At 58.4% G+C, this 25211-nt stretch carries 21 protein-coding genes and 3 pseudogenes; 10 read left to right on the forward strand and 14 right to left on the reverse strand.

Annotated features, from left to right (window positions below; translation table 11 throughout):
• Positions 1–312: 312 nt before the first annotated feature.
• From AB8Z38_RS30395 to istA, 6 genes are all read right to left on the reverse strand, one after another.
• Positions 313–681, reverse strand: a complete 369-nt coding sequence (locus AB8Z38_RS30395; protein WP_369721308.1) for a hypothetical protein — start codon at positions 679–681, stop codon at positions 313–315.
• A gap of 1658 nt (positions 682–2339) precedes the next feature.
• Positions 2340–2633, reverse strand: a complete 294-nt coding sequence (locus tag AB8Z38_RS30400) for a hypothetical protein (protein WP_027520161.1) — start codon at positions 2631–2633, stop codon at positions 2340–2342.
• Between the two features lie 1058 nt (positions 2634–3691).
• The gene (locus AB8Z38_RS30405) at positions 3692–3931 is read right to left on the reverse strand and encodes a hypothetical protein (protein WP_027520160.1); all 240 of its coding nucleotides are present in this window, start codon (positions 3929–3931) and stop codon (positions 3692–3694) included.
• Between the two features lie 2 nt (positions 3932–3933).
• The gene (locus AB8Z38_RS30410; protein ID WP_027520159.1) at positions 3934–4293 is read right to left on the reverse strand and encodes a hypothetical protein; all 360 of its coding nucleotides are present in this window, start codon (positions 4291–4293) and stop codon (positions 3934–3936) included.
• Between the two features lie 1329 nt (positions 4294–5622).
• The gene (gene istB / locus AB8Z38_RS30415) at positions 5623–6435 is read right to left on the reverse strand and encodes an IS21-like element ISBj11 family helper ATPase IstB (RefSeq protein WP_369721309.1); all 813 of its coding nucleotides are present in this window, start codon (positions 6433–6435) and stop codon (positions 5623–5625) included.
• A complete protein-coding gene (gene istA, locus AB8Z38_RS30420; RefSeq protein WP_369726644.1) occupies positions 6432–7916 on the reverse strand; it encodes an IS21 family transposase in 1485 nt (494 codons plus the stop codon). Before istA ends, istB begins: the two co-directional genes overlap by 4 nt.
• Before the next feature lie 1118 nt (positions 7917–9034).
• On the opposite strand from istA, the gene AB8Z38_RS30425 reads away from it, so the two are divergent.
• Both AB8Z38_RS30425 and AB8Z38_RS30430 read left to right on the forward strand, forming a co-directional pair.
• Positions 9035–9388 (forward strand): phasin family protein, encoded by a 354-nt coding sequence (locus AB8Z38_RS30425; RefSeq protein WP_027520158.1) that lies wholly within the window; start codon positions 9035–9037, stop codon positions 9386–9388.
• Positions 9389–9471: 83 nt separating this feature from the next.
• Positions 9472–9855, forward strand: coding sequence for a hypothetical protein (locus AB8Z38_RS30430; RefSeq protein ID WP_369721311.1), 384 nt, complete (start codon positions 9472–9474; stop codon positions 9853–9855).
• Positions 9856–11155: 1300 nt separating this feature from the next.
• Here the strand turns inward: AB8Z38_RS30430 and AB8Z38_RS30435 are convergent.
• Positions 11156–12166 (reverse strand): annotated as a pseudogene (locus AB8Z38_RS30435) (transposase).
• 663 nt (positions 12167–12829) lie between these two features.
• On the opposite strand from AB8Z38_RS30435, the gene AB8Z38_RS30440 reads away from it, so the two are divergent.
• Positions 12830–14161 carry a tyrosine-type recombinase/integrase gene (locus AB8Z38_RS30440; protein WP_369721312.1) on the forward strand — a complete coding sequence of 444 codons (1332 nt, stop codon included), beginning with the start codon at positions 12830–12832 and terminating at the stop codon, positions 14159–14161.
• Here AB8Z38_RS30440 and AB8Z38_RS30445 read toward each other — a convergent pair.
• The 3 genes and pseudogenes from AB8Z38_RS30445 to AB8Z38_RS30455 all read right to left on the reverse strand — a co-directional run bounded on the left by AB8Z38_RS30445 (position 14106) and on the right by AB8Z38_RS30455 (position 15270).
• Entirely contained in the window at positions 14106–14474 is a 369-nt protein-coding gene (locus AB8Z38_RS30445; protein ID WP_369721313.1) for a hypothetical protein, read from the reverse strand. The genes AB8Z38_RS30440 and AB8Z38_RS30445 overlap by 56 nt on opposite strands.
• Before the next feature lie 185 nt (positions 14475–14659).
• Positions 14660–14875, reverse strand: a pseudogene (locus tag AB8Z38_RS30450) (hypothetical protein); the annotation flags it as partial.
• 42 nt (positions 14876–14917) lie between these two features.
• Positions 14918–15270, reverse strand: a pseudogene (locus AB8Z38_RS30455) (hypothetical protein).
• A 126-nt stretch (positions 15271–15396) separates the two neighbouring features.
• Here AB8Z38_RS30455 and AB8Z38_RS30460 point away from each other — a divergent pair.
• From AB8Z38_RS30460 to AB8Z38_RS30475, 4 genes are all read left to right on the forward strand, one after another.
• Positions 15397–15984: a hypothetical protein gene (locus AB8Z38_RS30460; RefSeq protein ID WP_369721315.1), complete on the forward strand. Its 588-nt coding sequence runs from the start codon at positions 15397–15399 to the stop codon at positions 15982–15984.
• Complete coding sequence (locus AB8Z38_RS30465; RefSeq protein ID WP_369721317.1) at positions 15984–17333, forward strand: 7-cyano-7-deazaguanine synthase; 1350 nt, start codon at positions 15984–15986, stop codon at positions 17331–17333. Before AB8Z38_RS30460 ends, AB8Z38_RS30465 begins: the two co-directional genes overlap by 1 nt.
• A 4-nt stretch (positions 17334–17337) precedes the next feature.
• Positions 17338–18492 (forward strand): ImmA/IrrE family metallo-endopeptidase, encoded by a 1155-nt coding sequence (locus tag AB8Z38_RS30470; RefSeq protein ID WP_369721318.1) that lies wholly within the window; start codon positions 17338–17340, stop codon positions 18490–18492.
• 100 nt (positions 18493–18592) lie between these two features.
• Positions 18593–19102, forward strand: coding sequence for a hypothetical protein (locus AB8Z38_RS30475; RefSeq protein WP_369721319.1), 510 nt, complete (start codon positions 18593–18595; stop codon positions 19100–19102).
• Here the strand turns inward: AB8Z38_RS30475 and AB8Z38_RS30480 are convergent.
• The gene (locus AB8Z38_RS30480) at positions 19070–19981 is read right to left on the reverse strand and encodes a phage exclusion protein Lit family protein (protein ID WP_369721320.1); all 912 of its coding nucleotides are present in this window, start codon (positions 19979–19981) and stop codon (positions 19070–19072) included. The genes AB8Z38_RS30475 and AB8Z38_RS30480 overlap by 33 nt on opposite strands.
• 23 nt (positions 19982–20004) lie before the next feature.
• On the reverse strand, positions 20005–21648 hold the full coding sequence (locus tag AB8Z38_RS30485; RefSeq protein ID WP_369721321.1) for a Fic family protein: 1644 nt from the start codon (positions 21646–21648) through the stop codon (positions 20005–20007).
• Between the two features lie 96 nt (positions 21649–21744).
• Here AB8Z38_RS30485 and AB8Z38_RS30490 point away from each other — a divergent pair, with 96 nt between their 5' ends.
• The 3 genes from AB8Z38_RS30490 (at position 21745) to AB8Z38_RS30500 (ending at position 23982) form a co-directional block, all read left to right on the forward strand.
• A complete protein-coding gene (locus AB8Z38_RS30490) occupies positions 21745–21912 on the forward strand; it encodes a hypothetical protein (RefSeq protein WP_369721322.1) in 168 nt (55 codons plus the stop codon).
• 288 nt (positions 21913–22200) lie between these two features.
• Positions 22201–22935 (forward strand): hypothetical protein, encoded by a 735-nt coding sequence (locus AB8Z38_RS30495; RefSeq protein ID WP_369721323.1) that lies wholly within the window; start codon positions 22201–22203, stop codon positions 22933–22935.
• Between the two features lie 336 nt (positions 22936–23271).
• Entirely contained in the window at positions 23272–23982 is a 711-nt protein-coding gene (locus AB8Z38_RS30500) for a hypothetical protein (RefSeq protein WP_369721324.1), read from the forward strand.
• On the opposite strand, the gene AB8Z38_RS30505 is transcribed toward AB8Z38_RS30500, so the two are convergent.
• Positions 23882–24865: a PIN domain-containing protein gene (locus AB8Z38_RS30505; RefSeq protein ID WP_369721325.1), complete on the reverse strand. Its 984-nt coding sequence runs from the start codon at positions 24863–24865 to the stop codon at positions 23882–23884. The genes AB8Z38_RS30500 and AB8Z38_RS30505 overlap by 101 nt on opposite strands.
• A complete protein-coding gene (locus AB8Z38_RS30510) occupies positions 24850–25071 on the reverse strand; it encodes a PIN domain-containing protein (RefSeq protein ID WP_369721326.1) in 222 nt (73 codons plus the stop codon). Before AB8Z38_RS30510 ends, AB8Z38_RS30505 begins: the two co-directional genes overlap by 16 nt.
• Positions 25072–25211: the final 140 nt, after the last annotated feature.

Raw genomic sequence — 25211 nt, forward strand, 5'->3', positions numbered from 1 at the left:
GATCTCGATCTTCAGCATCGCTGTACTTGGCGGGGTTGCGGACTTTCGACGTGAAGCTTTGGTTTGTTCATTCTTGGTTTATCCGGTTGGAGAACGCCCTTGCTGCTGAGGCTCTCGAAATTCGCCGAACTGGATGCTTGGGGTTTCCCAACCGGCGTAAGCACAGACCACAAGGACAAAGACCCGAAATGCAATCGACATGCCGCCCACCCTTTCTTGTTGGCGACAACGATACAAGCAAGCCCTTACGAGCAGCTTAGGAGAAACGCTTTGCGCAAGGTTACGTGGGGAGAGAGGGAACTGAACGGCGCATCAGTGCGTCGTTGGCTGCTCCGATTCAGCATTCATAAATGAATTCGCTATCGTGACCAGATGCACAGCGGCGGTCCCTAGTTGCTCCATTTCTTTGTCAGCTGTGTAGGCGGCAGCAGCACGGCGGTATGCAATGGCCACCGTTGCGTAGGCATCCGTAATCAGTACAGCCGAGTGATCGTGCTCATCCTTTGCTTCCCGAACACGGATTTTTACAACTTTCATGGCCGCCTCCGCAGCCAACTCGGCGAGCGTCTCATTTTCTAAGCTCGGATCAGAAACTCCGGCCTGACACGCAGCAGCCGCCCCGGCGATCACCTGGTAGTATTGCTGCTTGTGCAATTCACTCGACGTTAGATAACTCTGCAAGAGGCGACGAGCTCTCGTCTCCAGGTATCTCCGGTCGTCGCGGATCTTTCGGTTAGGCGAGTTGGACCACCTGAACATCGTTCGCCTGTACTTATGCACGCTGGTGGAACCAAAGCGCAAGCGACTATAAGGTTCCACCCGGAGCGACTGGGGCGATCGCTGAGCGAAAGGGGCCGGAGTGTGATGAGTGGCAATTTCTAGCTTTCGGCTAGGTCTCTCTCTGTTGCCGAATGTAATCAGAAGCAAAGTCTACCGCTGATGACCGAGCCCGATCCCGAGCTTCAGCGCCTTCTGTCGCAACGAACCTACTGATCTCTTCGTCAGCTTAGAAATCGGCGACAGGGGTTCTCGCTTTCAACAATCGTCTTGCGCAGGGCAGGAGAGCGACCGAGAACATATGTAAACCAGACCGTGAAATTTGTCGGGATGATCGGAATGTTCAGTTCGGACATGAGCCGAACCGCTTCTCTAGATATCGAGGCAGCGTGTTGTTTCCATGCGGCGGCTTGATCCGATCAAAATGCATGGGGCTGAGCTTCGAAGCATCAGCCAAATCACGTGTCCGGACAATGTAGCTTAGGTCGAGACTGCATCTGATGCGCAAATTGCATCAAAGTAGCCTCTCATTCCGATTTACCTGATCTTTCCTGTTCGCAGACTAGCGTAGGGCGTGAGTGTCAGAAGCTATGAAACGAAGACGTGAGATCATGATTAGCCAGCAACTCGGAGGCGAGATCTGGGATGCTGCTGGCCCTTTCGACTCCTTTGAAGCGGCGTCGCGATACTTAGCTGGAGCACCGCCAGGCGAGTTTCTAATCACCTCCTGCTTTATCTCTGGTGGGACGAGACTGTGGCTCATGGTCACGTCGCCGGCGGATGTTGAAATCACCTAACAACCCAGTAGGTTAATTGCCCCTTTAAACGCTTGAACCAGCCCCGCGAGCTGTCTTTAGTTCAGAGATCCGTACTCCCCTAATGACTTACCTTCGTGTTGTTTGGGGCGAAATGGTTCGGATGATCCGCTAGTGCCATCGCTTCACGACGGACCAGTAACGAAAAGCAGGCTTGCTGACGTCGTCGCGTAACCGTCACGGCGCGGAGCTCATCGAGCTTGCCCCTGATCCTTTGTGGTGAGACTTTCCAGCTGCTCCACGGTCGCCAGCCTTTGGAGTTCGTCCCGGTAGTCCAGGATGTCACTCCGGGTGCCTATAGGACACCGGAGCCCGACGAATGTTCGCCTCGGGCACGGTCCTCTTGCAGCGCTCCGCACGCAAGACCGTAGCATTAGCGCTGCTCCGCGAGCACTGCGCGACGACCTCGCATCATCATTAAGTGAATGAGATCCGCTGAGTTTCCGGTTTTTGCTCCGAAAGTTGGAGGGAACCTTGGAGACGAGCGGAGCATTTTATCGCAATGATGAGGCTCAGTATCGGCTTAGCTGCGCTTGCTGGCTCGCTCTTCTTGTTTGAGCTTTGGCTCTCGCAGCGCGAGATTCAGAAGGGCATCGAACGGCTAGAGCGTTATCAAATTCCGCACGCTCTCAATCGCTGATGCCACGTGCGCCGGCGCCGGTCCTCACGGCACCCGGTTGGTGCGGCGTAACCACTCTGAAACGTTTCTGGGCCTGACTCGGACCAGAGCGAACAGATTGGTTTGCGTCACCTATTTTTGCGCTCGCGATTTTCGTACTTTCCAAGACAGCGGGAATCACCGTGCTTTACGAGCTCGACCTCTTGAAGGGGCGGATAGCAGTGAAGCAGTGCGTATTCGTTCGTGTATGGCGCAGGCGAGCGGACGCAAACGCTCGCGTCAACGGGTAGATCGACCAACTGCCCGTCCATGAGCATGTGGCTGCACTTGTCTTTTTGCTTTGTCTTGTCTGCCGTGGTGTCAGCGGCCCTAGCAGCGCCGATGGAGGCGGAGACGATACATGCGATCATCAGTGCGCGCATTCTGATTCCCTTTCCTTTTTCCACATGGGGTGCTCTGAAGGGGATTCCTGCACTTGGAGCCATCAGGCGCCGCGTTCTAGTTCCAAGTGCAGAGTTTGCATCCGGATGGGTGAAGCTGAGGCCGAGGCGCCGGGCAGGACCTTCGCGCATATTCGCCACTACAGCGAGATTTTCCAGGTGACCTAATATCGTCGTGCCCGACGCTGGCGATGATCGTGATGGACTGCCGATCCGTCAGCAGTAGCCATCAGCGGCGCACGCCATGTCCGACGCAGTGTGGGTTCGGAAGTTCAGATAGGAGGGCGCCACGATCACCAAGGCTGTTCCAGATAGGACGAGCAAACAGGCAATCACAATGCGCCGCGGAACGCGCTTTCCATTTGAATAGCTCATGATTTAATTGCTCCGCTGAAGCTGGAGTTTTGCGCCCCCGCGAATAGAAGCAATTGTGAACTAGTTCATAGATTTGAGATGAAATTTGAAGTCGGGGGCGCAGTTGGGCGAGATCCAGCAGCGGGTTGATATCGACGCGGACGTGCGGACTTGATCCGCGCCAACTTCGGAGTGCAGTCGTTGCCTCGCCATGTTGGCGCGGTTTCAAACGCTTAAACAGCATAAGAAAGAGCGCCGCCGGGCTCGAAATGAAGGTCCCCCCGGCAGCGCTCTTGTCTCAGACCGGGCACTGAAATCCCACTCCGTGTTCGACTATGCAATGATTATGCCACAGGTTGATGACAGCGCCTTGCTCGACCGGCGGGCTTCCGGAAACACACGAACTGAACGCCCGTCCAAGGTTCCGTCGTCATTGAGCAATCTCAAAGCGGCTCTGCCGAACTCCTTTTAACTTAACTCCCGTAACCGAACGACCGGCCGCACCGGAAGCTGAGGTTATGGCCCCGGGCTCCTAGGCACGCCGGGGCTGCCTTGTTTTGAGGACCTTCAGCGGCGGCCGCTTTCTATGCCACGGTTCACGCCGGCCACCTCGTACTCAAACGCGACGCCATCCGGATCGTTTTCGTCAATCCAGGCCCGCGCGGCTTCCTCATTGGCGAACACCTTCAGGTCCTCGCCCTGGTCGTAGATCCATACAGTCGTGGTCGCGCCGGGATCCTAGGATGAACGCGAGCATTGACGAGGACCTCCGTAATTGCCTCGCGGAGACTGTCGCGGTCGAGAATGCGGATCAGCCGGTCGACCGTCGCTGCTGCATCGCGCTCCTGCGTGAGACAATCGGCCAGCGCTATCATGGCAAGGTCATAGCTCTGCTCGATCCTCTCGGCGGGGGGCAGATGCGCCATGGTCAAGGGGCTCCGCGCAGCGGCAGCGCCAGTTGGATGGCAAACGGTCGGCTGGCATTCGCTTCTATGAAGGCACGCAGCGCCGGCGCCATCTCGGGGTCGCCTACGTCGCGCTCAGCCAGCTCGTCCGCGACCTCGCTGGTCGCATCGCGAGACCAACCCTCGATGGCATTGAACGCGACGATGCGGACCGGATAGGCGTATTGGCCAGAAAGCAGATCGCGGATGAGCGTCTCGAAGTCGGTATCCTGCTCGTCCGTCTCCCGCCAGGCGCAGCCCGCGCGCGCTCCGAAATCTTCCAAGACGAGATAGATATCGCGATCGAGGCGATCGAGCGGCACGATCGAGGGCGAGGAACGCATACGCTTACTCCGGAACAGGGAGAGACGGCCCCGGCTTCGAAGGGGTGGACGGTATGACCGGGGCCGCTCCGCCGGCTTGGGCACCAGCGACTCAGCCAACGGCGCAGTGAGCACGCCGTTCCCAGCCCTACCCGCAGCGTATCGCGGCGCACGCTTGCCGATCCGCGAGGCCGGCTTTTTATGCAGAATTTTAATGTGTCACTCGAGGAAGAAGGCGAATGTTTTAGCGACTCGCGGTTATATGGTGCCTGGTCGCAGCCGCTCTGCGACCAGGCGGCCGGGCGCCATGGTCTTCCTGCAACCCCAGGGCAATGGATGCTCGGCCGCTGCAGCTAACAGGGGGCGGTTAGACTAGGCAACATCGCCTGACGTCATTCCTGCGCGATGCGGAAGACTTGAGACTTAAATGCCACGCCTCGCGCGGCGAACCGTCAGATAGCATGCGGCGAGCGAGGAGATCCTTCCAAGGCGGCTTGCGGAGGATGAATATTGTCTGTGCTGACAAGCGCGCAATCCTCGCACCTGAACAGCCAAGATCTCGCATGTTCGCCCAAATACCTCATCGGCTGTAAGCAAAGATCGCACTTCCGAACTGGCTTATTGCCGCCAGCTTCCGTGAAAATGAACTTCATCTCCACCCCCTGCGCCTCAGGCCATACGAATCTGATTCGCGAGGAAGTTAAAGAGGGCGTGCGGCTACAGTTCGCGATTCATGGCGGGGTGTTGCCTATTCTTCACCTTACCCAATGCTTCTGTCGGCGCCCCGGTCAGGCCGATCGCGGTGCTTTGAGACCAAGCCCTTCAAGCCCATGCCGCAGGCGGCCGGTAAAGATCGGGACCAATCTCGCCCCGCTCAAAGGGCGCCACGGTGATCCCGTCCGGCCGGCGCGCCAGCAGGCGCTGCAAATTTATCTTCGCAGATGCAGTGGCAGGCCGCGAAGATCGTCGCCGCCCACGGCGAGAACGTCGAACGCGTAAAGCTGGGACGACCGTATTCTCGTGTTTCATTTACTTGAACGGGCAGTGTCGGCCACGCTCTTGCATACCGCATTGACGGCACAGAAGTGCCGCAGCCAGATCGTTACAAATTTTTTCCGATGTCACCGACGACCTTCTGCCGAGCTGACCGCCGAGATTGCAACGTTCTAATCTTTGTAACCGTCGTCCAGATTGTGTGGCCACTCCCTGCCACAAGAACTGGTATAGCGCGACAATCTGGATGGGAAGCGCGCGACAATCAGGATGGCGAGTCTGTGTCGCGGCGAAGTGATGATTGCCGCGATGATTGTCGCGTGCAAGAGTTTTGTTCGCTCTGATTGTCGCGGAGCGTCAATCAGCGAGTGTTTTTGGTGTCGCATGCGAGGGTGGTCGCCCTGGACCACGCTTCCGTTCGAGCGCGGTACGCCTGCGATAGCTTTCGACGTTCATCTCAACGATGGTGGCGTGGTGAACGAGGCGATCGATGGCGGCGAGCGTCATAGCAGGGTCCGGGAAGACCCTGTTCCACTCTCCGAAGGGCTGATTGGCGGTGATCAGCATGGAACGCCGCTCGTAGCGTGCGCTGATGAGCTCGAACAGCACGCTGGTCTCGGCCTGGTCCTTGGTGACGTAGGCAAGATCATCGCAGATCAGGAGGTCGAAGCGATCGAGGCGGTTAATGGCGGCCTCGAGATTGAGCTCGCGGCGCGCCACCTGGAGCTTCTGCACGAGATCGGTGGTGCGGGTGAAGAGGACGCGCCATCCGTTCTCGATAAGGGCCAGGCCGATCGCTGCCGCCAAGTGACTCTTGCCACCGCCGGGCGGCCCGAACAGCAGCAGATTGGCGCCCTTGCCGAGCCAACCATCGCCGGCGGCGAGCGCGGTCACCTGCGCCTTGGAGATCATCGGCACAGCCTCAAAGTCGAAGTTGTCGAAGGTCTTTCCAGCGGGTAGCCGAGCCTCGAGGAGATGGCGCTCGACCCGGCGGCGGCCGCGTTCGGCGACCTCGTGCTCGGCAATGGTGGCGAGGAAGCGGGCCGCCGGCCAGCCTTCCTTGTCGGACTGCTCGGCAAATTGCGGCCACAGCACCTTAATGGCGGGCAGCCGCAACTCGTTGAGCAACAGATTGAGGCGCGCGGTGTCGACTGTGTTGGCCGTGCTCATGCGGCACCTCCGATCTCGCCGGCACCGATGAGGCACTCATAGCTGGCGAGCGGGGCCAGCTGCACCACGACCTGCGGCATGCAGGCCGGATCGGGCGCGAAGTAAGCGCACAGCCGTCCGAGGTCGGGCAGTTGGCCAGCGTTAAGGTCAGCCGCGAGCTGATCGGCGAGTTCGGCCTCGCAGCCGCGCTCGTGCGCCAGAGCGAGCAGATCGACCATGAGCCGGCAGGCTTTCTTGTCCGGCAGCCGTTCGCGCAAGCGATCGAAGGTTCGGCGATAGGCATCACGCGGGAACAGCCGATCACGGTAGACGAGATTGAGCAGCGCCATTGGCTTGCGCCGCAAGGAATGGATCACGTGCCGATAATCGACGACCTGGTCGTGCTTGCCGTTGGGATGCGGCCGCCCACGCGGCAAGGTGACGAGATGGGTGCCGCCGACGAACACGTCGAGACGATCGTCGTAAAGGCGCACCCGCAGTTGGTGCCCGATCAAACGCGACGGCACGGTGTAGAACACCTTGCGCAAGGTGAAGCCGCCGCTTGACGTCACGCGGACAATCACCTCCTCGTAGTCCGAGGTGCGGCGATCTGGCAGCGCCTGCAGGGTGGCGCGCTCGTGGTCGATGCGCTTGGTGTTCCGGGCATTGCGGCGGCTGACGATCTCGTCGATGAAGCCGCGATAGCCGGCGAGATCATCGAAGTCGGCAGTGCCGCGCAACAGCAGCGCATCGGCGATCGTGCGCTTGAGATGACCATGCGAGCTCTCGATCGCCCCGTTCTCGTGGGCGATGCCGCGATTGTTGCGGGAAGGCCGCATGCCGTAATGGGCGCAGAGGTCCTCGTACCGCCGGGTCAGATCGTCCCTCGCATTACGGTCGAGATTGCAGAAGGCGGCCGACAGGCTGTCGGTCCGATGCTCCCGCGGTGCCCCACCGAGCGACCACAGAGCATTCTGCAGCCCTTCGGCCAATGCGACGAAGCTCTCGCCACCGAGCACGACATGGGCGTGTTCAAACCCGCAATAGGCCAACCGGAAATGATAGAGGCGATGATCGAGCGGCACGCCCGCGATGGTGACCCCAAGCTCGCCCATATCGGTGAAGTCGGAGAGGCCGACCTGGCCCACGTCGTGGGTCTGGCGGAAGATGACCTCCTGCTCCCCGCCATGGATTGCTCGCCAGGCGCGGATCCGGCGCTCCAGGGTGCGGCGGATTCCGGCCCCCAGCTCAGGATGGCGTCGGAGTATCTCCTCGAAGATAGCCACGGGCCGCACGCCGGGAGCCCTCTTCAGCATCGGCACGACCTCCAGGTCGAAGACGTTGGCCAAGGGATCCGGCCGGCGCCTTTGCCGCGGTGACTTCTTTTGCGACGGAAGACGCAGATCTTTCTCGAGCCGATAAGCGGTCGACGAACTGAACGACACCTTCGCGGCCGCCACGGGCGGCGAATTGGTTTGACGGAACTTCATGTAGAGCCTCATCTGGTGATCGGTGAGATGGCAGCCTGGCAACGGGTGATTCCTCTTTGGCGAGAAGAACCATCCATCACCGGCCAGCCGCGATCACCAGACGGCGCGGTCCACTCGGATCGCGCCGTCGCCGGGCTCGTAACTCCGGTCGGGCTACGCCCTCCCTACGTCACGAGCCCGGCGAAGCTCTCTCATCCTGATTGACGCTGCACTTCCATCCTGATTGCCGCGCCGCAAACTGCAATAAATTTCAGCGGTTCAACAAGTGTGAGCGGCACAACAAGCGAAAAAGGCGAAGGGTACGGCTTTAGCTGTTGAATACGGCGGCAAAGTCTCGCAAAAATGGACGCGCCGTCTAATGCGTGGACGGGCCAATAAAGCAATAGGTGAACCTCGTCCGACGCCGACAATACTGCTTTGCACTCGATGGTGCCGCACAGTGCTGACTAGCGCAGGCCGAAGAACGACAGAACGATCCCGATCACAACGATCAAGCCGACAATATAAATGATCCCATTCATTGAAAGCCCCTCAGCTTCCCTGCCCGAAGGACAATAGAACATCGCGCAGATGGTTCCCCCGCTTCGGCTCAGGAACCGAGGCGATCGGCCAAACCTTCGAATGGAACGAGACGAGACGTTCGGAGCTTTATGGGATCGAATCCCGGAGAACTGCCATGAAAGTGACCGCTCTTCTCATTGCAGGAGCTCTCACCTGCACTAGCACCTTAAGTTTTCCGCAGGGCAGCGGAGGGGGAGGGTGAAGTGGTGCTGGTTCTTCGAGCGGAGCAACGGCTCTGGCAACACGGCTGCGGGATCCAGCTCGAGCGGTGGGACCGTGAACGGTACGGCTGGCTCACCCGGGCCAAACACGAGCAACGCCCTTAGTCATGGCACGACTGGAAACCGAATTCCCAGTTCTGCCCGCTACCAACGGGAGCAACGGTAGTTCATCGCCAGCCAGCAGGTACGCAAACGACAGAACGATGAACAAGGCCGTGCAAGATCTCGGGAATACCAACAACGGAATCTTAGGACCGCAGCACTGAAGTGGTCCGATCCCTGCCTCAGCTTGGCCTTGTTAGACTGCTCGGCTGCACCGGATCTGATTGCCCCAAGTAAGGATTTCTCATGTCTGACCTAGGTATCCAAGTTCGGTCTCAAGTCAAGGAAATGGCTGAAAACAGCGTTGATCAGGCGGAGAAGGCTATTGCCGCCTTTCTGGATGCCGCAGCGAAGTCAGTCGAGATGGTCCCCGCTCCCGCCAAAGACTTCTCGAAGAAAACTCTGTCGATCACAGAGCAGAACATGAAAGCCGCCTTGGAGCATACACGAAAACTGATCCATGCATCCGACGTGAATGAGTTCATGCGGCTGCAGAGCGAGTATCTAAAAGCCCAGTTCTCCATCGCACAAGATCCGATAAAGGAACTTGGCAGCGGAATGTTGCCGTCCAGCAAATCAGCGTCGCAGAACGATGTATAATTAGCTCGTGTTTCGAGTCGCTATCTAGTCGAAGGCAAGCCGTGTGGCCTCCGAGGAGACTGCACCGATAAGTGAGCTGTCAGATGAGCAAGCGAACCAAAGATCGAAAGTTGAAGAGCTCTACCGCTCTTTCGAAATCTTCTGAAGAAGATGTCAAGCCGGTTGACCTGAACATCGAAGCCCCCAAGGTCGCTTCTGCCGAGGTGGAGACTGTTGACCCGCTGATTGAGGTCGCAAACATTCCTGAACAAGTTGCGGCAGAGGGGTCTCATGAAGTTGTTTCGACTGAAACGCAGACTCTTGTTTCCTTCCCTAGAGACGTTCCGGAAGCCTTCGCAATTGGCTCTGCATTCCCCTGGTCTCAACAAAAACAGCTGTTGGAGATGGCAGAACGAAATACGAATTCCTATGGCACTTTGTCGGACTGTTTGCTGGGGCTAAGTCCCCTCAGGATCTTCTCGCCATAACAGCTGAATTTTTTAGAGAAGGCGGAGTGTTGTTCAAGGAACAGTCGGAGACGCTCCTCGAACTTTACGTAGCAAGCCCCTCCAAAATTAATCCCCCAACTGCGTAGCGAAAGCGGCAGCTGTCGCCTTCCATGGTACTCCTGAATGATTTCGACGGAGGTGCCCATGTTGCGGACAACCTCGAACACGCTGCCCCCCTTGCGCAGTGCATTGATCGTTTGTCAAGTTGGCAGTTTGCCTGGTCCGCATCTCACAAATTTTGTTTTGTGCGAGTTTTTCCCAATCTCAATCGTCGTGGGATTAACAATCGTCAGAAGATAGGTGATCTTTCGAGTAAACCAGAGCCGCCTCCTAGCATCGGGTGTTTCAGTAATCCAATAACCTTTCGGTGCAGGCTTAGCGGAGGAAAGTGAGCTGACTAGCTGCGTACTCGGCGTGACGTCGTACCGCTTGTCCCCATTGAATATAAGCATTTCAGCTATCAAATGCCGACCTACCGCTTCGACGCCAGACAGTCGGACGGTGAAGCAAGCTTCATCGACTCCGATAGGGAAGTTGGGATCGAGAGTGACCCAGATCCCCGTCACTGGATACACATCGGCTATAGCCGGAGAACTGAGAGGCAGGCCTACCAAGGCGAACAGCCCAGCGCATTCTGCTAATCGCTTGTGGGCTCCGAAATACGAGGACCCCATTGCAAACCTCTGCGAGTATCGATCAGGAGGCGAGATATTGTGCAGCCTGCATGTCTTACGCTTGCTGACCGTTCCAAACGGCCGAAGCGTGGTTACGTCCCAAGCGCCGCGTCGTTTGCTCAAACCACACCATTTAGGAACTGGCTAACCTCCTCGAAAAACTGCGGCATGCCCGGGTCATTCTGCAACGGCAGGTGGTCGGCGAGAAGTTGTCCAGTAACATTCTGGATGAGGCAATGCGGGGTCAAATTTGCAAGCCGATTGACAGCCATGCCGGTTGCAAGCCGATTGACAGCCATGCCGGCGTAGCGACAGAGCGACCCCGAATCGCCCGGTTGAAGAGTGAACTCGGGGCCGCCCCTCCGCCGGCCCGCTGTTGGGGAGTGGACACGGCATCCAAGTGAAGCACCGGTTTCTGTCCCGAGCAACCGGACAGCGTTTCTGACGGGCTCTAGAGAGTCGCTGAGTGGCATTGCGTGAAGCGAAGGCCACCACCACAGGCGTGCCCGATGTGCTTCAACGAGCTGAAGCTCGACAAGGTCGAGCAGCATTGGTCCGGCTCAACCGAAGAGCCATCGCCAAATTTTGGTGACGGCTTGAGCCGGTCAGGCGGCGGCGGTTGTGGGCTGGCGGTCGGTCGACTTGGCGATGACCTCGATCCCGTCATTGAATGTCACACCGAGAACGAGTTTTGGCAACTGGTTATGACCATCGAGACGGCGCCAGGTTCTCTGCGCGCCCTCGACCAGTTTGAAGACCATCGCGAGCGCGGTCTTGTTGGATAGGCAGCCTTTCGATCGAATGGTGCGGTGGCGCACGGTGGCGAAGGTGCTTTCGATGGGGTTGGTCGTCCGCAAGTGTTTCCAGTGCTCGGCCGGGAAGTCGTAGATAGCCAGCAGCGTGTCCCGATCCTTGTTCAGGCAGTCTGCCGCCTTTTCGTATTTCAGCGCGTAGCTCCCGATGAAGGCGCCGAACGCCAGCTCGGCGGCGACCTTCGTTTCAGCCATCCAGATCTCCTGCAACGCGCGCTTGGCTTTCGGCTGCTGGGTCTTCGGCAACTTGGCGAGCATGTTCGCCGTCTTGTGCACCCAGCAGCGCTGCTCGCGCGTTTTTCGGCCAGACCTCGCCGGCAGCTTTCCAGAAGCCGAACGCTCCATCGGCGATGACGAGCCGCGGAGGCACGGCGAGCCCGCGCCGCTTCAGATCAAGCAGCAGATCGCGCCACCACCATTGGTGAAGCCGACCAGTTCCTTACGGCGTTCCGGCGTCGCACCGATCAGCACCAGGATGCACTGCTTTTCGTCTTCGAGCCGCGCCTCCAGATGGATGCCATCGGCCCAGATGTAAACGTAGCGACGCCCCTGCCACGCGGCGTGTTCGTCGATCCAACCGTCCTTCAGCCGACCGATGGCGGATGCCGACAACCCGGCAGCATCCTTGCCGAGCAGCGCCGCCAGCGCCTCCGAGAAGTCGCCGGTGGAGATACCCTTCAGGTAAAGGATCGGCAGCCGCGTCTCGATCGATTTCGAGCGGCGCATGTAGGGCGGTAGGATCTTCGAGGTGGTGCCGACCGAACGCGGAGAATTGACGCGATAAAAGCAAATGCACTCTTTCACTCACCGCGATGTAGAAGGATGACCATTACCTCTCCGTGGTGCCAAGACCTTGGCGGAGACCGTGGTCCTCGAGTCGTCGGAGCGAAGGGGTATCGGCGCTGGCCCATAGCCTACGAATCCAAGCCATAGTAACGACTGCCTTATGCGACCATAGCGGGCCATAGCTGGCATGCTCTGTTTTGTATGCCCCTGCTGTGCCCTCCGTGAAATTCCTTGCACAACAGAGCTGGGGATGTGGAGGGAAGGGTCTGATATCCGTTTCTCTTTTTTCAAAAGGGCGTGTGCCCAGTCGATGTGGGGCACATGCCGAGGGAATGAGAGAACTAACCCCTTGGATAAAAGGGGCTAATGGTGGGCGCACAAGGGATCGAACCTTGGACCTCTCCCGTGTGAACCACAATCCATAGACCCCCGCCAACCAAATCCGGCCATAGTTGGAATGCAAAAACCCGTTTAATTAACCGCGGTTATGGCCTCACGCGGCCATAAGAGCCCATAGGTGACCTTGCAACATTTTGTATGCCCCCGTTGTGCCCGCCCTGAATTTTCCCTTGGGGCACAAAAACGGGGGAGGTTTGAGACCCGGTTCTGTTTGGGGCTGTGGATCCTCCCTACGAGGGCACACGGCGCGGGGCACACCGGGCACAGAGAGAGGGACGGAACATGACGGAGCCGGCCAACCAGCTGACGCTTACCGATACGGTGATCCGCAACGCAACGCTGCCGCCGGGTAAGGCGCAGCATTATCTCCACGACGACAAGCTGCCCGGCCTCGCCTTGCGCATGCGCGCCACCGGCGGCCGGACCTGGGTCTACCTCTTCACCAAGCCGGGGGTGAGGGGGACCCAGCGCAAGACCCTCGGCGCGTGGCCCAAATATAATGAGAAGGCCGCGCGCAAGGCCGCCACCATCGCCGCAGGCGAGGTCGTCAAGGGCTTGGACCCGAACGACGCGAAGCGCGAGGCGAGGCGGCAACAGGCAGCCGAGAAGCAGCGCACCACGCTCGCGACGCTCATCGTTGAAGATGGTCCCTACCAGACGTCCTTGACCGAACGTCAAGTCGTCAACTGGAAGCCAGCAATGTCGGCGCTCCGGCGCGGACTCAAGGATCACGCCGAGAGCGGCGTGGGGGACCTGACGCGACGCCAGGTCATGGCTGCGGTCGACAAGATTGCCAAGACCGGCAAGCGCGGTGCAGCCAAGGACTTGCGCAAGCACGTGCATACCTTTCTCGAATGGTGCGTCGGCGAAGGTTACGTCGAGCATAACGTGCTCGCCGGCTATCGCGCGCCCAAGGAAACCCGAGCGCAGAGAGTCGGGCGCCGAACAAAGGGCCGCGCGCTAACCGATGAGGAGATCATCAAGGTCTGGTATGCATCCGGCAAGCTCGGGGCTTTCGGTCTCCTGGCACGCATGTGCCTGCTCGGTGGCCCGCGCCGCAGCGAGCCTATGATGATCGAGTGGCGAAAGCACATCATGGATGACCGTATCACCTTCGATGCGGCGTGGACCAAGATGGGGCTGCACCACGATGTGCCGCGCACTCACCTGGTTGACGAGGTGCTCTCGGCCGCGAGACATTTCCAGCGAGCAACCTCCGACTATGTCTTCCCGTCACCGAAGACCGGCGGCCAGATGTCCGGGTTCACCAAGATGGTCAACCGCCTGGTCAAGGAAGCGAGCGTCGCCAGGTTCACTATGCATGACCCAAGGCGCAGCCTGCGAACCATCATGTCACGCTGTGGCTACGACAACGAAATCCAGCGGCTGTGTGTTGGGCAAAAGCCAGGCGGAATCGATCAGGTCTACAATCATGACGAACAGTGGATCATCCGCAAGATGGCGTTCGAAGCGGCTCACGACTACATTGCGGAGTTGGTCGGCGCGAAACGCGTTGGCAAAATCGTGCGCCTGCCGCGGACGAATCCGCTTGACCCGATCAAGGCCGAGCTCCTCGGGCGTCTCCGTGAGCACTATGCGGCTGAGGCGTCTTAGTTGTTTTGTCGCACTTGGCCAGATAGTCACGCACCGCATCGACACGATAGAGGGGCCGGCCATCGACATAGCGCCATTTCAGCTGGTGGTTCGGATCGCGCCGCCACTGCTCAAGTGCACCGGGCGTGCGCCGGATGACCGCTGCCGCCTCTAATGCGGTCAAGTTGGAGCTGCCCGGCAGCGTATCGATATCGAACGTCGCAGGTGGGGGCATGCCACGGTTCTTGCGACGGCGCTTCGCCGCGAGCGGCTTATCCAGACTATTCGGCGCCCTTAATCGCTCGATCCGAGTCGCTTCGCCCTTGCCGCTCATGCCTTTGCCCTGGACCGTGATTGGTCTAGGGCATTAGGTTCAAGGCTTCTCAAGCAAGAAAGGGATCGCGAGCACAGATATTGCGGCTGGGTAGCTGTGGCGTGCAAATAGGACGGTTCGCGGAATGGCTAGCCAAAGCATTTTTGTAAAGCGAGAAGAATCTTTCTCCACGCCTACGGATCGCGTGAGGGCGCAGGCAGGTCGCCGTCACTCCACATTCGTTCGTTCCAGCTTTCGCAAAGCAACCTGTCGGCCTGCTGGATCATCGCTTCGCCCTTGGCCCGCATCTCGGCCGATTGCGCAGTCAGGATGTTGGCCATCGCGCGCGCCTTGCCGAGCTCCTTTGTCAGAGCCTTGCGGTCGCCACCTGAAAGCGGCGTGGGGTGATGTTTCGGCGCCATCCGGACATCCAAGCGCAGAGAAATCGCATCGGCAATCGGTCATTATCGGGTTGTCTCGAAACCGGGCCAGCATCCGTCCTCTTCATGCGGTCCGGTGCGCTGCTGGCACGTGTCGTCAAGCAGCCGTTGTGCGATATCCTTCCAGATCGCCTTCCCCCATAGAGGCGGACCGCGTCTGCCGTCTGGATTTCCACCGTGCGGTCGCAGCGGCGGCAAGAAACGCGCAGCACGTGCCGGCCTATCTCCGAAAGCCGCCGGTCCTGCAATTGGGCAGCAGCAGCACGAAGGTCCTTAAGAACCGAATCCCAATATTCGGGAGGTAGCGGTGCTTCCGGGGCCGCAGCTTTCCGGGCGGCCTCGGCCGCCAGCTTTTCCATCTGTTTAGGCGTGGGCATACGCCAGCTGGCAGGTCGGTCATTGCTCAATTAACAAAAGTCCAGTCCAGAGAAGAGTTTTACATTGTAAGTAAAAAACTAGCATTTTTATTTGACATTGTCAGAAAGCCAGCGCATTATCCTGGCATGCGCGACGATATTCACAGAAGCGTTCCCAGGCCTGCCAAGGTGCAGCAATGGGTAAAGTGCGCCCTTCGCGAGGCCGATCGGGTCACGGGACGCTCGGTTGAGGCATTGACCGTCGCGATGGATGACGCATGCAAACGCGAAGTCTCCCCAGGATTTTTAAATGGCGTAAGGGCGCATCTGCAGGGCCTTCCGGATTTGTTTGGCCCGTTTGATGGCGTCGCGCACCCCCGCGACGTCGGCGGGACCGGCGGTCAGCTCGAAGCTGATTTATTGTCCTGCGTTCAGCGCCGCGTCGCCGAAGGCCAACCACTACGGGATGCAATCACGCAGGGATTCAGCGAAGCGTTATCAGCGCGGAATGATGCCGATATTCGGGCCGCCGAGCCGGTCCTGCTGGGTTCAGACGACCCGCGCGCGCGTAGCGGCATCGGTCAAATGCGCAGAGACGCTGCATCCATCGATTACCTCGCCCACGCCGAGTCGCTTCTTGAGCTTCAGCCAGGCGCCAGTGTCAACCGGCCCGCACATCGACTTTCCGCCGATGAAGACTTGCTTGGCGGCGCGTTCCGTCATGGCGGCGGCTAATGTCGAACGCGGCGCGCATCCTTGTCCGGCCAAGCATGGCCCATCCGGAAATCTCGACCAGCGCTACGCAGTGTGTCGTCGGAAAGGACATTAAGCTCAATCCCCAGCACCTTCAGGACTACAGCGCGACGCTTTTGCTTCCCATCGAGCAGGACCTCGTTGTCGTCGCCGGCGCCATCGCGTACGCGGACAGAATTATCCGCCGAAACCGGTCATCCGGCTGGAAACGGACGATTGAAGTCACGCTGCCCGTAAGCGATCCTGCCCGGTGGTCCGAGCGCAGCGTAAGCGCATCCCTCACGGACGCCCTCAGCTTTGTGACCGGAGACGATTGGGATTTTACGTTCGAGCCCGGCGCTCAAGCTCTGACCATCCCGCAGTCCAGCTTCAACTTTCTTGAACGCGAATACGTCGTTGTCCCCTTCAGTGACGGCCTGGATAGCTTCCTGCAATGGCAGATCCTGTCTTCACAAGCCGGTGGACCATCGCCCCTGCGCATTCAAACGTCCTCCCGCGCCATTGACGAACGCCGCAATCGCGACATTGACGCGGCAGGACATCATCAGCCTCCGTGCCTCAAGCTGCCGGTTTCGCTCGCTGTGGGTACGCATCCCGAAATATCGTTCAGAACGCGCACTTTCTTGTTCTTCAGCATGGCGGCACTCGCCGCCGTGAAAACTGGCGCGCCCCGGATCGTTGTGGGCGAAAATGGCGTCGGCGCGCTCGGTCCCAGCTTGCTCCCATACGCAGACGAATGCCCCCACCGCACCACGCACCCAGGTTTTACGCGCCGCATGGCAGCTTTCGTGAACGCCTTGCTCGGCAGCAACATGCGGTTCGATCATCCGCAAAAATTTCGTACAAAGGGCCAGGTACTCGTTGAAGCCTTAAAAGCCGACATCGCTAACGGATTTGAGCAGACCCGGTCCTGTGTCAGGGGTTCGCGCGACCGCTTGGGAGGTGTTCACTGCGGCATATGTAGTGGTTGCCTTCTGCGGCGAACGACCTTTCATGCGGCCGGGATCGCGAATGGTCCATATTTTTGGGACGATCTGTCCGGAGTTTCACTGGATAGTTGCCGCAGCGATTCCTCGGGTCGTCAGGCAACGCCGAACGATGAAGGAATTGCGCACCATGCAGCCCACGGCATGACCGCGCTGGCGGCACTTGCTGAAAAGAGCGTCGATGACCCTGTCTTCCGCCGTGCGGCCTGGGATATTGCAAACGACGTCACCGGCACGACAGCAACCGCCATACACAGCTTGGCGCGGGCCCACGCCGCCGAATGGTCGGCTTTTCGCGAGTCGTACGGACCCGGCGGTCTCTTAAACCACTTAGGCAAAGAATAAGAAAATGGCACGTCTTGAAGAAATGTCCGCGCTTGAAATCGGCGAGCGATTGAGAACGGCTCGAAATTCTGCTGGAAAGACGCAGGATGACGCGGCCAATGCCATTGGCGTCTCCCGTCAAACCTTGATTTCGATTGAGAAGGGGGGGCGCAAGGTGAAGCCTGAAGAGCTGGAGCATCTTGCGCATTTCTATGACAGCTCGGTGAACCGGCTTCTCGCGAGGGATGCCATTCATGTCGATTTGAATGCGCGCTTTCGTCGACAGGGATCTGAGAAAAGGGAAACGAGCGCCGCTATCAACACGCTCAATAAACTTGCCGCGTCCACTGTCGAGCTGGAGCGCATGCTCGGCATTGAATTCTCGCCAAGTTATCCGCCCGAGCAGCGTATCTTGCCTGGCTCCATAGAACGGCAGGCTGAAGAGGCTGCGATGTCTCTTCGGCACCGGCTCGGCGTCGGGCTTTCCCCGATCTCCGACATTGTGTCACTGCTTGAACAGGAACTCGGTATACGCGTTTTCATCAGGCCGCTGCCATCCGAAATATCGGGTCTTTTTGGTTACGATCCCGTCGTGGGCGCCTGCATGGTTTTGAACGCGCGCCATCCCTGGGAACGCCGCGCGCTAACCGCTGCTCACGAAACGGGCCACTTTGTCGGCAGTCGTTCCTTTGTGGATGTTGTGGAGCTGGATGAAAGTGCAACGACCGCGGACGAGCGCTTTGCGACGGCTTTCTCGCTTGCGTTTCTAATGCCGCCAGCCGCAGTCCGGCGCAAATTTCAGGAAACGATCGAATCCGATCGCCGCTTTACGCCGCGCCATCTTATTCTGATGGCCCACATGTTCCACGTTTCGCCTGAGGCCATGTGCAGACAATTGGAACGTCTTGAACTTGTGCCGCAGGGGACGTTTGATAGCCTGCGTGAGCGTGGCTTCAACCGCGAATTCGTGCGTGGTGTGATCGGTGACGTCGCCCCGTCCTCTCCCAACTTGCCGCACAACCCCAGGCTCGCTCAACTCGCGTCGTCAGCCTATCGGAGAGGGCTTTTGTCCGAGGGTCAGCTGGCACGAATGCTGGATATGGACAGGGTAGAAGTCAGGCACCTTCTCGATGCTTTTGGCGGAGGTGAAGGCGATGAATTCGCGATCTCCCTCAATTGAGCTACCTTCGGATTGTTCGCTCGTTCTAGACGCAAGCGCACTCATTAATTTGCTGGGCACGGGCATAGCCGGACAAGTGGTGAAGGCCGCGAGCCGACCAATGCTTGTTGAAGATTATGCGTTCGCGGAACTTCACCGACACCCCCTTCCCAAGCGGGATATTCAGTCCGAGCTTGCCGCACTCCTGGATTCACGATGTTTACAACGGGTTACGATGGACGATCGTGCGCGAACGTTATTTCGGGAACTGACTGATGGTGACCTAACGGTTGGCATAGACGACGGTGAAGCCGGGACGATTGCTTACGCGATGAGCGATGCGGCAACGATTCCAGTGATTGATGAGAAGAAAGCCAGCGCCGTTTTCGTACAGCGATGGAGTTCGCGAACGATCGTGGACACCGCCACCCTTCTCAGCCAGACCAACGTGGTCAACGCCTTCACGAAGGAGCAATATAGTGCTGCCATTCATTCGGCGTTGCTGTACGCCCGCATGCGCGTTCCGAAAGCAGCAAGACCCTGGATCAGAGCGCTGCTCGGGGATGAACGGGCGGCCCAATGCCCATCGCTGGGGCAATCAGGGTTCGGCAATGCGCCAGAGGGAAAGTGATGAGGTTCTAGATTCCCTAATATGGCTGGGAGCTCCAGGCCAAACAATTCCCAGCACGGCAAAGGCAAAATGCGCCATAGCAGCTGCAATGTCGGATTTCTGGTCAGCCATAAGAGTTCTGACTGCGTCTATCCGAACCTGGACCGCCGGATGAGTCTTCGACTCGCCCCACTTATCCTTGGCGAGCAGGGTTACAGCGAAGAGTCCGAAATAGATTCCCAGCTGGCGCTTCTGCCGCACCAGGTCCGCGGATTGGCCCGTCGCGTACAAATCGATCTGTTCAAGGAGAAAAGTTGTGGCGAAGGCGTCGCATGACAGTTCCTCTGCATGCTTGGCCGACTTGTCCTCGCTATGAGGATCGGCGCCTGTTCCCTCGCGCTGATGCCGGATATGCCTCAATTCGTGTAGAAGAGCCCATGCCACGGCGATCGTCGCAAGTTCGCTCGCGGCCCGCCCTTGGGGATCAATATTGGCATCGGGATATTGCCCCGGCTCTGCGACACCGACCGGCAAAGCCTCTAGGTCCGCCTCCGTGCTCGCAAGGCAGCTTTCGTACGCCGAGACGAGCTCTCTAAATCGGGTGAGGTCGAGCGCCTGCAAAGACGGGCTTTCAGCTACCGTCCGATAGCCCTCCCACGCGGCATATCCGCCGATCCAGAATGCGCGCAGGACGCGGTGATTGAACCGGATATACCGATAGGCGCCCGCATCCATGATGATGCGATCCCCTTCATGCATGTCGGGTGTTAGCTGAAATATGAGGTCCAGCTCCTTCCACATCCCAACCAAGTCGCTCTCGCGCTCGGGTGCGCTACCGATAAAAAGATCTCTGACCGCAGTTTGCAACGAGTGATCGTCTCGTACTTCGTTTTCAGACATTGGCCTGCCTAGCGCTCCCTTGTTTATTTGGAGTCATCAGCGGATGAGCTCTCTGCGGCATCCCCTTCTTCGAATCCATCGAACGCATCGCGCACCACTTCTTCGATCTGCGCTACTTCTTCGTCCTTCAATGCCTTGAATTCACGCTCTCTGCGTTTCTTCGACAGCGTTCCTTTGTTCTGCCGGATGAACAGCAGCAGATCGTCGGCAAGCCGGTCCGGCATCTCGACCGTTTCCATGATTTTGCGGCGCGCTTCGTCGTGACGGCGCAGGTAATCGATCTCATGCGGCAGGTCATGCTCTATGGTGCGCTGTACGCACTGGTAGAGAAATTCAGCTTCTTCCGTACAGTCGAAATACCGGTACAGGTCGGCTGTGTCGTTCAGGACCTCGACATTCCGGTCCGCGGTCGCTTTCCACTCTATGGAATCCATAAGCGGTCCCGAATGCGCCTGTAGCGTCGTGCGGTAATCGTCGATCCGGTCCAGCATGACGGACGAAACCGGAAACACCATGCCAGGCGGCGTGAATTTGCGTTCCGCCAGGACATGGTGGATCAGGCAGCGGTGCAGCCGTCCATTGCCATCCTGGAACGGATGGATATAGACGAAGCCGAAGGCCGTGATGGCGGCCTGAAGAACGGCATCGATTCCATCGTCGCGCATGCGCGTGTTGGCGGCGATCATGCCCTTCATAAGGCTATCGAGATCGTCAGGGCGCGCGCCGATGAACTCCGGCATGGGATTGTTCTCGTGATCCCGCTCGCCAAGAAAAACGCCGTCGGGGCGAAGACCGGGGCGGATGAGGCGGTTGTCTTCTATAAGAACGCCGTGAAGCCGAACAATTTCATCCAGCGTAAGCGCATGTTTTCCGGCCTGAACGACAGCCCGTCCCCAGCGCTCCAGCCGGTTGCGCGGCGGATGTTCGCCCTCGATCTCGAAACTCGCGCGGCTGTCGGCCAGCAGAAGAAAGCTGGCTGCGCGCGCGACAACGTGGCCGCCGGTGCGGCCGACAGTGTCCAGCGCTTTTGCCGCAAGGCCGCTTTCCGTGAACCGGACAAGCGCCGGTGTGCGGCGGATGATTGGAATAAAGTCTTTCGTTCCGAGCAGATTGTCGCGGACGCGGTGCCTCTTGGAAACCTTCGGTTTTCCAGTGAAGTAAGCTTTAGGGTCGAGTAGATCGACCGCGGCGATAGCGGGCGATTCCGCCACATCTAGCGTGTCTCCCGTCAGCATCTCATATAGAAACCAGACGCGTCGCGTCGGTACGCCCGTCGGCGCTTCGCGGACGAATGCTTCGATTGCCGATTTCGGTACAGCCTTGAACACCCGTTTGAGGACGAGCAGGTCCAGGTCCTCATGGCGCAGGGCAAAGTTCAGGTGGTCGGCGAAGGTTTGGCCCGGCCAGTAACGCTTGTCGAAAAGCCGCCATTCCCCTTCATCGCGATGGCTGCCGCGGATGTGCTTTTCGGAAATCGCGCTCGGGCGGCGCACCGGGGCCTTGATGGCCAGCGCATGGACCAGGGCCGACAGCCCGACAGGCCTTGCCTGATCCGGCAGAAGCTTGTCCTGGAACAGCTTAAGAGGGCCAAAATTTAGGTCCATTGTCGAAAATCCATTCAGTCTGTCGAATTTGGCTTCAAAAATGGCCAATTTGTCGAAAATCAATATAATTGAGTTTCCGTCGAAAACCAACCCAAATCGACCTATATCGCTTCAAAATCGGAATTTCGGTCGAAAAGCTCTCCAACGGAGGCGGACGACGTGAATATCGCCCAGCAGCATGCCGGCTTAATTAAGCGGTCGGCACCGACCGGGGGTGCGGGTGCCTGCCTGCTGCTGATGCTGCTGCTGCTGCCGATGCTGATGCTGCTGCTGCTGCTGCTGCCCATCAGCAGCAGCATTCTGGAACCGCGCTCGCGAACATGGTAAACGTCAGGTTGCTCTGGCAACGGAGTACGATCGGCCGACGAAACAGGCCACCGCCGATAACTGCAGTCTGGGCACCTGCATGAACCGGTTTTCTAGAAACCAAGGAAACACCTGGCGCGGCCGCGCCAATAAACAAGAAGGGAGAATTCAATCGCCATGATGAAAGTGATTGTCACAGTGGATGTGGCGCGCGTGATTGCCGCCCTGTCCCTCCTCGAACTGATGAGGTGAAGAAAAAGAGCCCGGCGGTCAGAGCGCCGGGCTTCTTCTTTGTAGGTTGGAATTCTGATGAGCGCTATCTACGACAACGCCGTCGATTCATTGCGTATCGGTTTCGAGTTCTTTCAAGAGGAAAGCTCGTGTTCGAGCCGCAAGCACGCCATCCTCACCGTGTTTCACGCCATCGAACTGTTTTTCAAAGAACACCTGTCTCAGATCAATCCGGTCCTCATTTACAAAAATATGGACGCCAGGATCACGGACGATTCCCAGACCGTCGGCATCCGGGAAATTCTTGTCCGCTTTGAAAACGTCGGTCTGAAATTGCCGCCGGAACAGATTGAGGCGATCGGAAAAATCCAGAAGATAAGAAACCGGATCGAACATCACCGCTATGACCACAATGAAGAAGAGGACGAGCTGGTCATCGCCCAAGCCCTGAAGGTCATTCTATACTTTACTGAATTTGTCCTTGGCCGAAAAATTGGTGACGATATCGGCGCCGATATGCATTCAGCCATGAACAGGCGTGTTCTGGATTACAACGAGCGTGAAGGTATGGCGAGATATCGTCTTGAAGAGTGGATGAAGAAAGAATGGCCGGACTGGAATCCGATGGAAAGAGACTGCGACGAGTTCGGCGGCACGTTCGACTGCCCTGTCTGGCGTCAGTCGTACCTCGCGATCGGATACCACGACAAGCCGTTCTGCTTTCACTGCAATGCAGAGGTTGACGCTGCGAACTGTGAGGATTGCGGCCGGACGTACCTTGTAAGCGAAGGCTGCTGCACTGCCGAGGAATAGGCGCGCAGCCCGAAATTCAAGCAACGCTTGAATCGCAATATTACCGACCGTCCATCTAACGTTCGGCAATCCCCCGCGACAATTCGCGCAAAACGTTTCGCAGTCACGTGAATCGGTCGAACGAGAAAATTATTATTGGGTACCTGTCTGGCGCGAAAAAGAGGAAGCCCCATTTCGTGGGGAACCCATTACGCGACAATCGCGACGATGGGTAAGCCAGGAGGAAACGATGGCCCATCGTCAAGCTTGCACCTGAGTCGATGACGCATTTGACCGGCCATCACAACTGTGGTGGCCGGTTCTTAAGCCCTTCCCTCCAGTCGTGGAAACATTTCGATGAGCAACGCGAAAGCTAAGTCGTCCGCTTCGAACAGCGCCAATCCGCCGGCCACAGAAAGCAGTACGCACACCCTGCGCAAACCGGTGACGTACTGGGCGGGTGTTGTGACCGGCGTAGCGATTGTTGTGTCAGCGCTGGGGTATTCCGCCGTGAGCCTCGGTCAATTCGCATGGACTCACTCTTCCAAAATCTCAGAGGCGGTTGGAGATGCGGCAAAGCATGCCCTCATAGAAAGCGCGCACGCCACCGCTCCTTCCAATCTGGTGCCGGACACGATGTACCTCACGATGTTTTACAAGAATAAACTGCCGCACACGCAGACATGGGCGCTGCACGCCAAGGGCCGCGACGAACTCTCCGGTGAAATCGCTCCGCTGGAAAGCAGCAATAAGGTGCTCGTTCACGGATATTATCGCGCGAATACCGTGGCGTTCTTGTACGCTTCTGCAAATCCCACGCGACCCGGCCTGGGAACTTTCATCCTGCGCCAGAAGCAGACACCTACGGAATCCGATCCCCCCATGTTTCAAGGCATTGCCGTTGTTCATGAGTGCGAATGCAGCGACGGCACTGCGACCCATGCCGGCCCGTTCGTCGAAGTGCCGGCTATCCTGACGGCCAAGCCGACGCCGCCTGAAGATCTCGCCAAGATTTTGAACGAGATCGAAACGCAGGAGCTGATGCCGACGCCGAAGGCGAAGACGTAATTGCGAGGCGATTACGACCGTAAGATGCGCGTCCCATAAAATCGGGGCGCGCATTTATGCTACGTATCGAGCATGTCCCATTCGTCTCCCAGAATCCAGCGCAGGGCGGACAGCTTGCCATTGAGCATGCCCCATTCGAAATCGTCCCACGGACCGAGGTTTTCCAAACGAACTTCATCTTCGGTCTTCTTTGCCGCCGCCAGCGCGCCCGCCCAAACCGCATCGAGCGTTTCATCCTGCTTGTAGGGATTACGGGAATACTGCGCTTCGGGCAGCAATTTGTGTTGCCGCTTTCAACTTCGCTGCGGAGATTCCAGTGGCGGTTATACCAGACTTGGCGGAACAGCAGATGCTTGGCTTCGAGAATTTCTGACAGGCGGCGCGGCTGTTGTGAATAGTTGAACTCGCTGTCGTGATCGTCCAGGAGGACGGGATCGATTTCCTTGATGACATCGACGAGCGACCCCCAGTAGGTCGATTTCGGCGGCGTGAACAAGGCGCCGATATCCGGGTGCGGTTTGCGCCTGTCGCCGTTCGGCTCGCTGAAATCCTTGCTGTTGTGCGTGACAAACCCGAAGCGCGTGTTCTTACCGGTCCGCCTGCCTGTTGCCTCGCCATAGGTTTCAATCAGGATGGCGTCCCCGACGCTGTTCTTTGAGCGATGATAGGGGGCAAGGCCAGCAATCGCCCGGTCGGTGACGCGCTGCTTGATCGCGGCGCTGGTTACGACGGGCGGCGTGTTCGTCAAAAGCTTTTCGATACGGTCAACCGAATCGATAACCGCCTCGTTGCCGATGACGATCTTATGATCGACTTCGTTCAGGGCCTTCAAGGTGTCCGCGCGGTATTCGTCCGTACCGAAGCGGTTCACCGCCTCACGCACAGTCGGAAATGCGATTGCAGGCTACGCCGGGCCTCATCTACGACACGGGCTTTGTTGCGGTCGAATTCATCGACGACGATCTGGGGTACGATCAATTCGATTTCGCCAGCAGCGACCAGATCTTCGAGCGCGCTGATGATGGGTTGCTCGCGGTAATCCTTTGCGAGGTCGAGCCATACACTTGTATCGATCAGCAGCCTGAACACCGGATCACCTCTCACGTTTTAGGACAATGTCTACCGCTTTGCGATGCAAGGCAAATAGTACAAAATGTTTGCCGGGCAAGAGGTTTACGCAAGCGAGCACTGCGGCCAAGCTGGACGCGCCCCGGCTTGCGGCGTTTCCA

Source organism: Bradyrhizobium sp. LLZ17, assembly GCF_041200145.1.
Classification (GTDB): domain Bacteria; phylum Pseudomonadota; class Alphaproteobacteria; order Rhizobiales; family Xanthobacteraceae; genus Bradyrhizobium.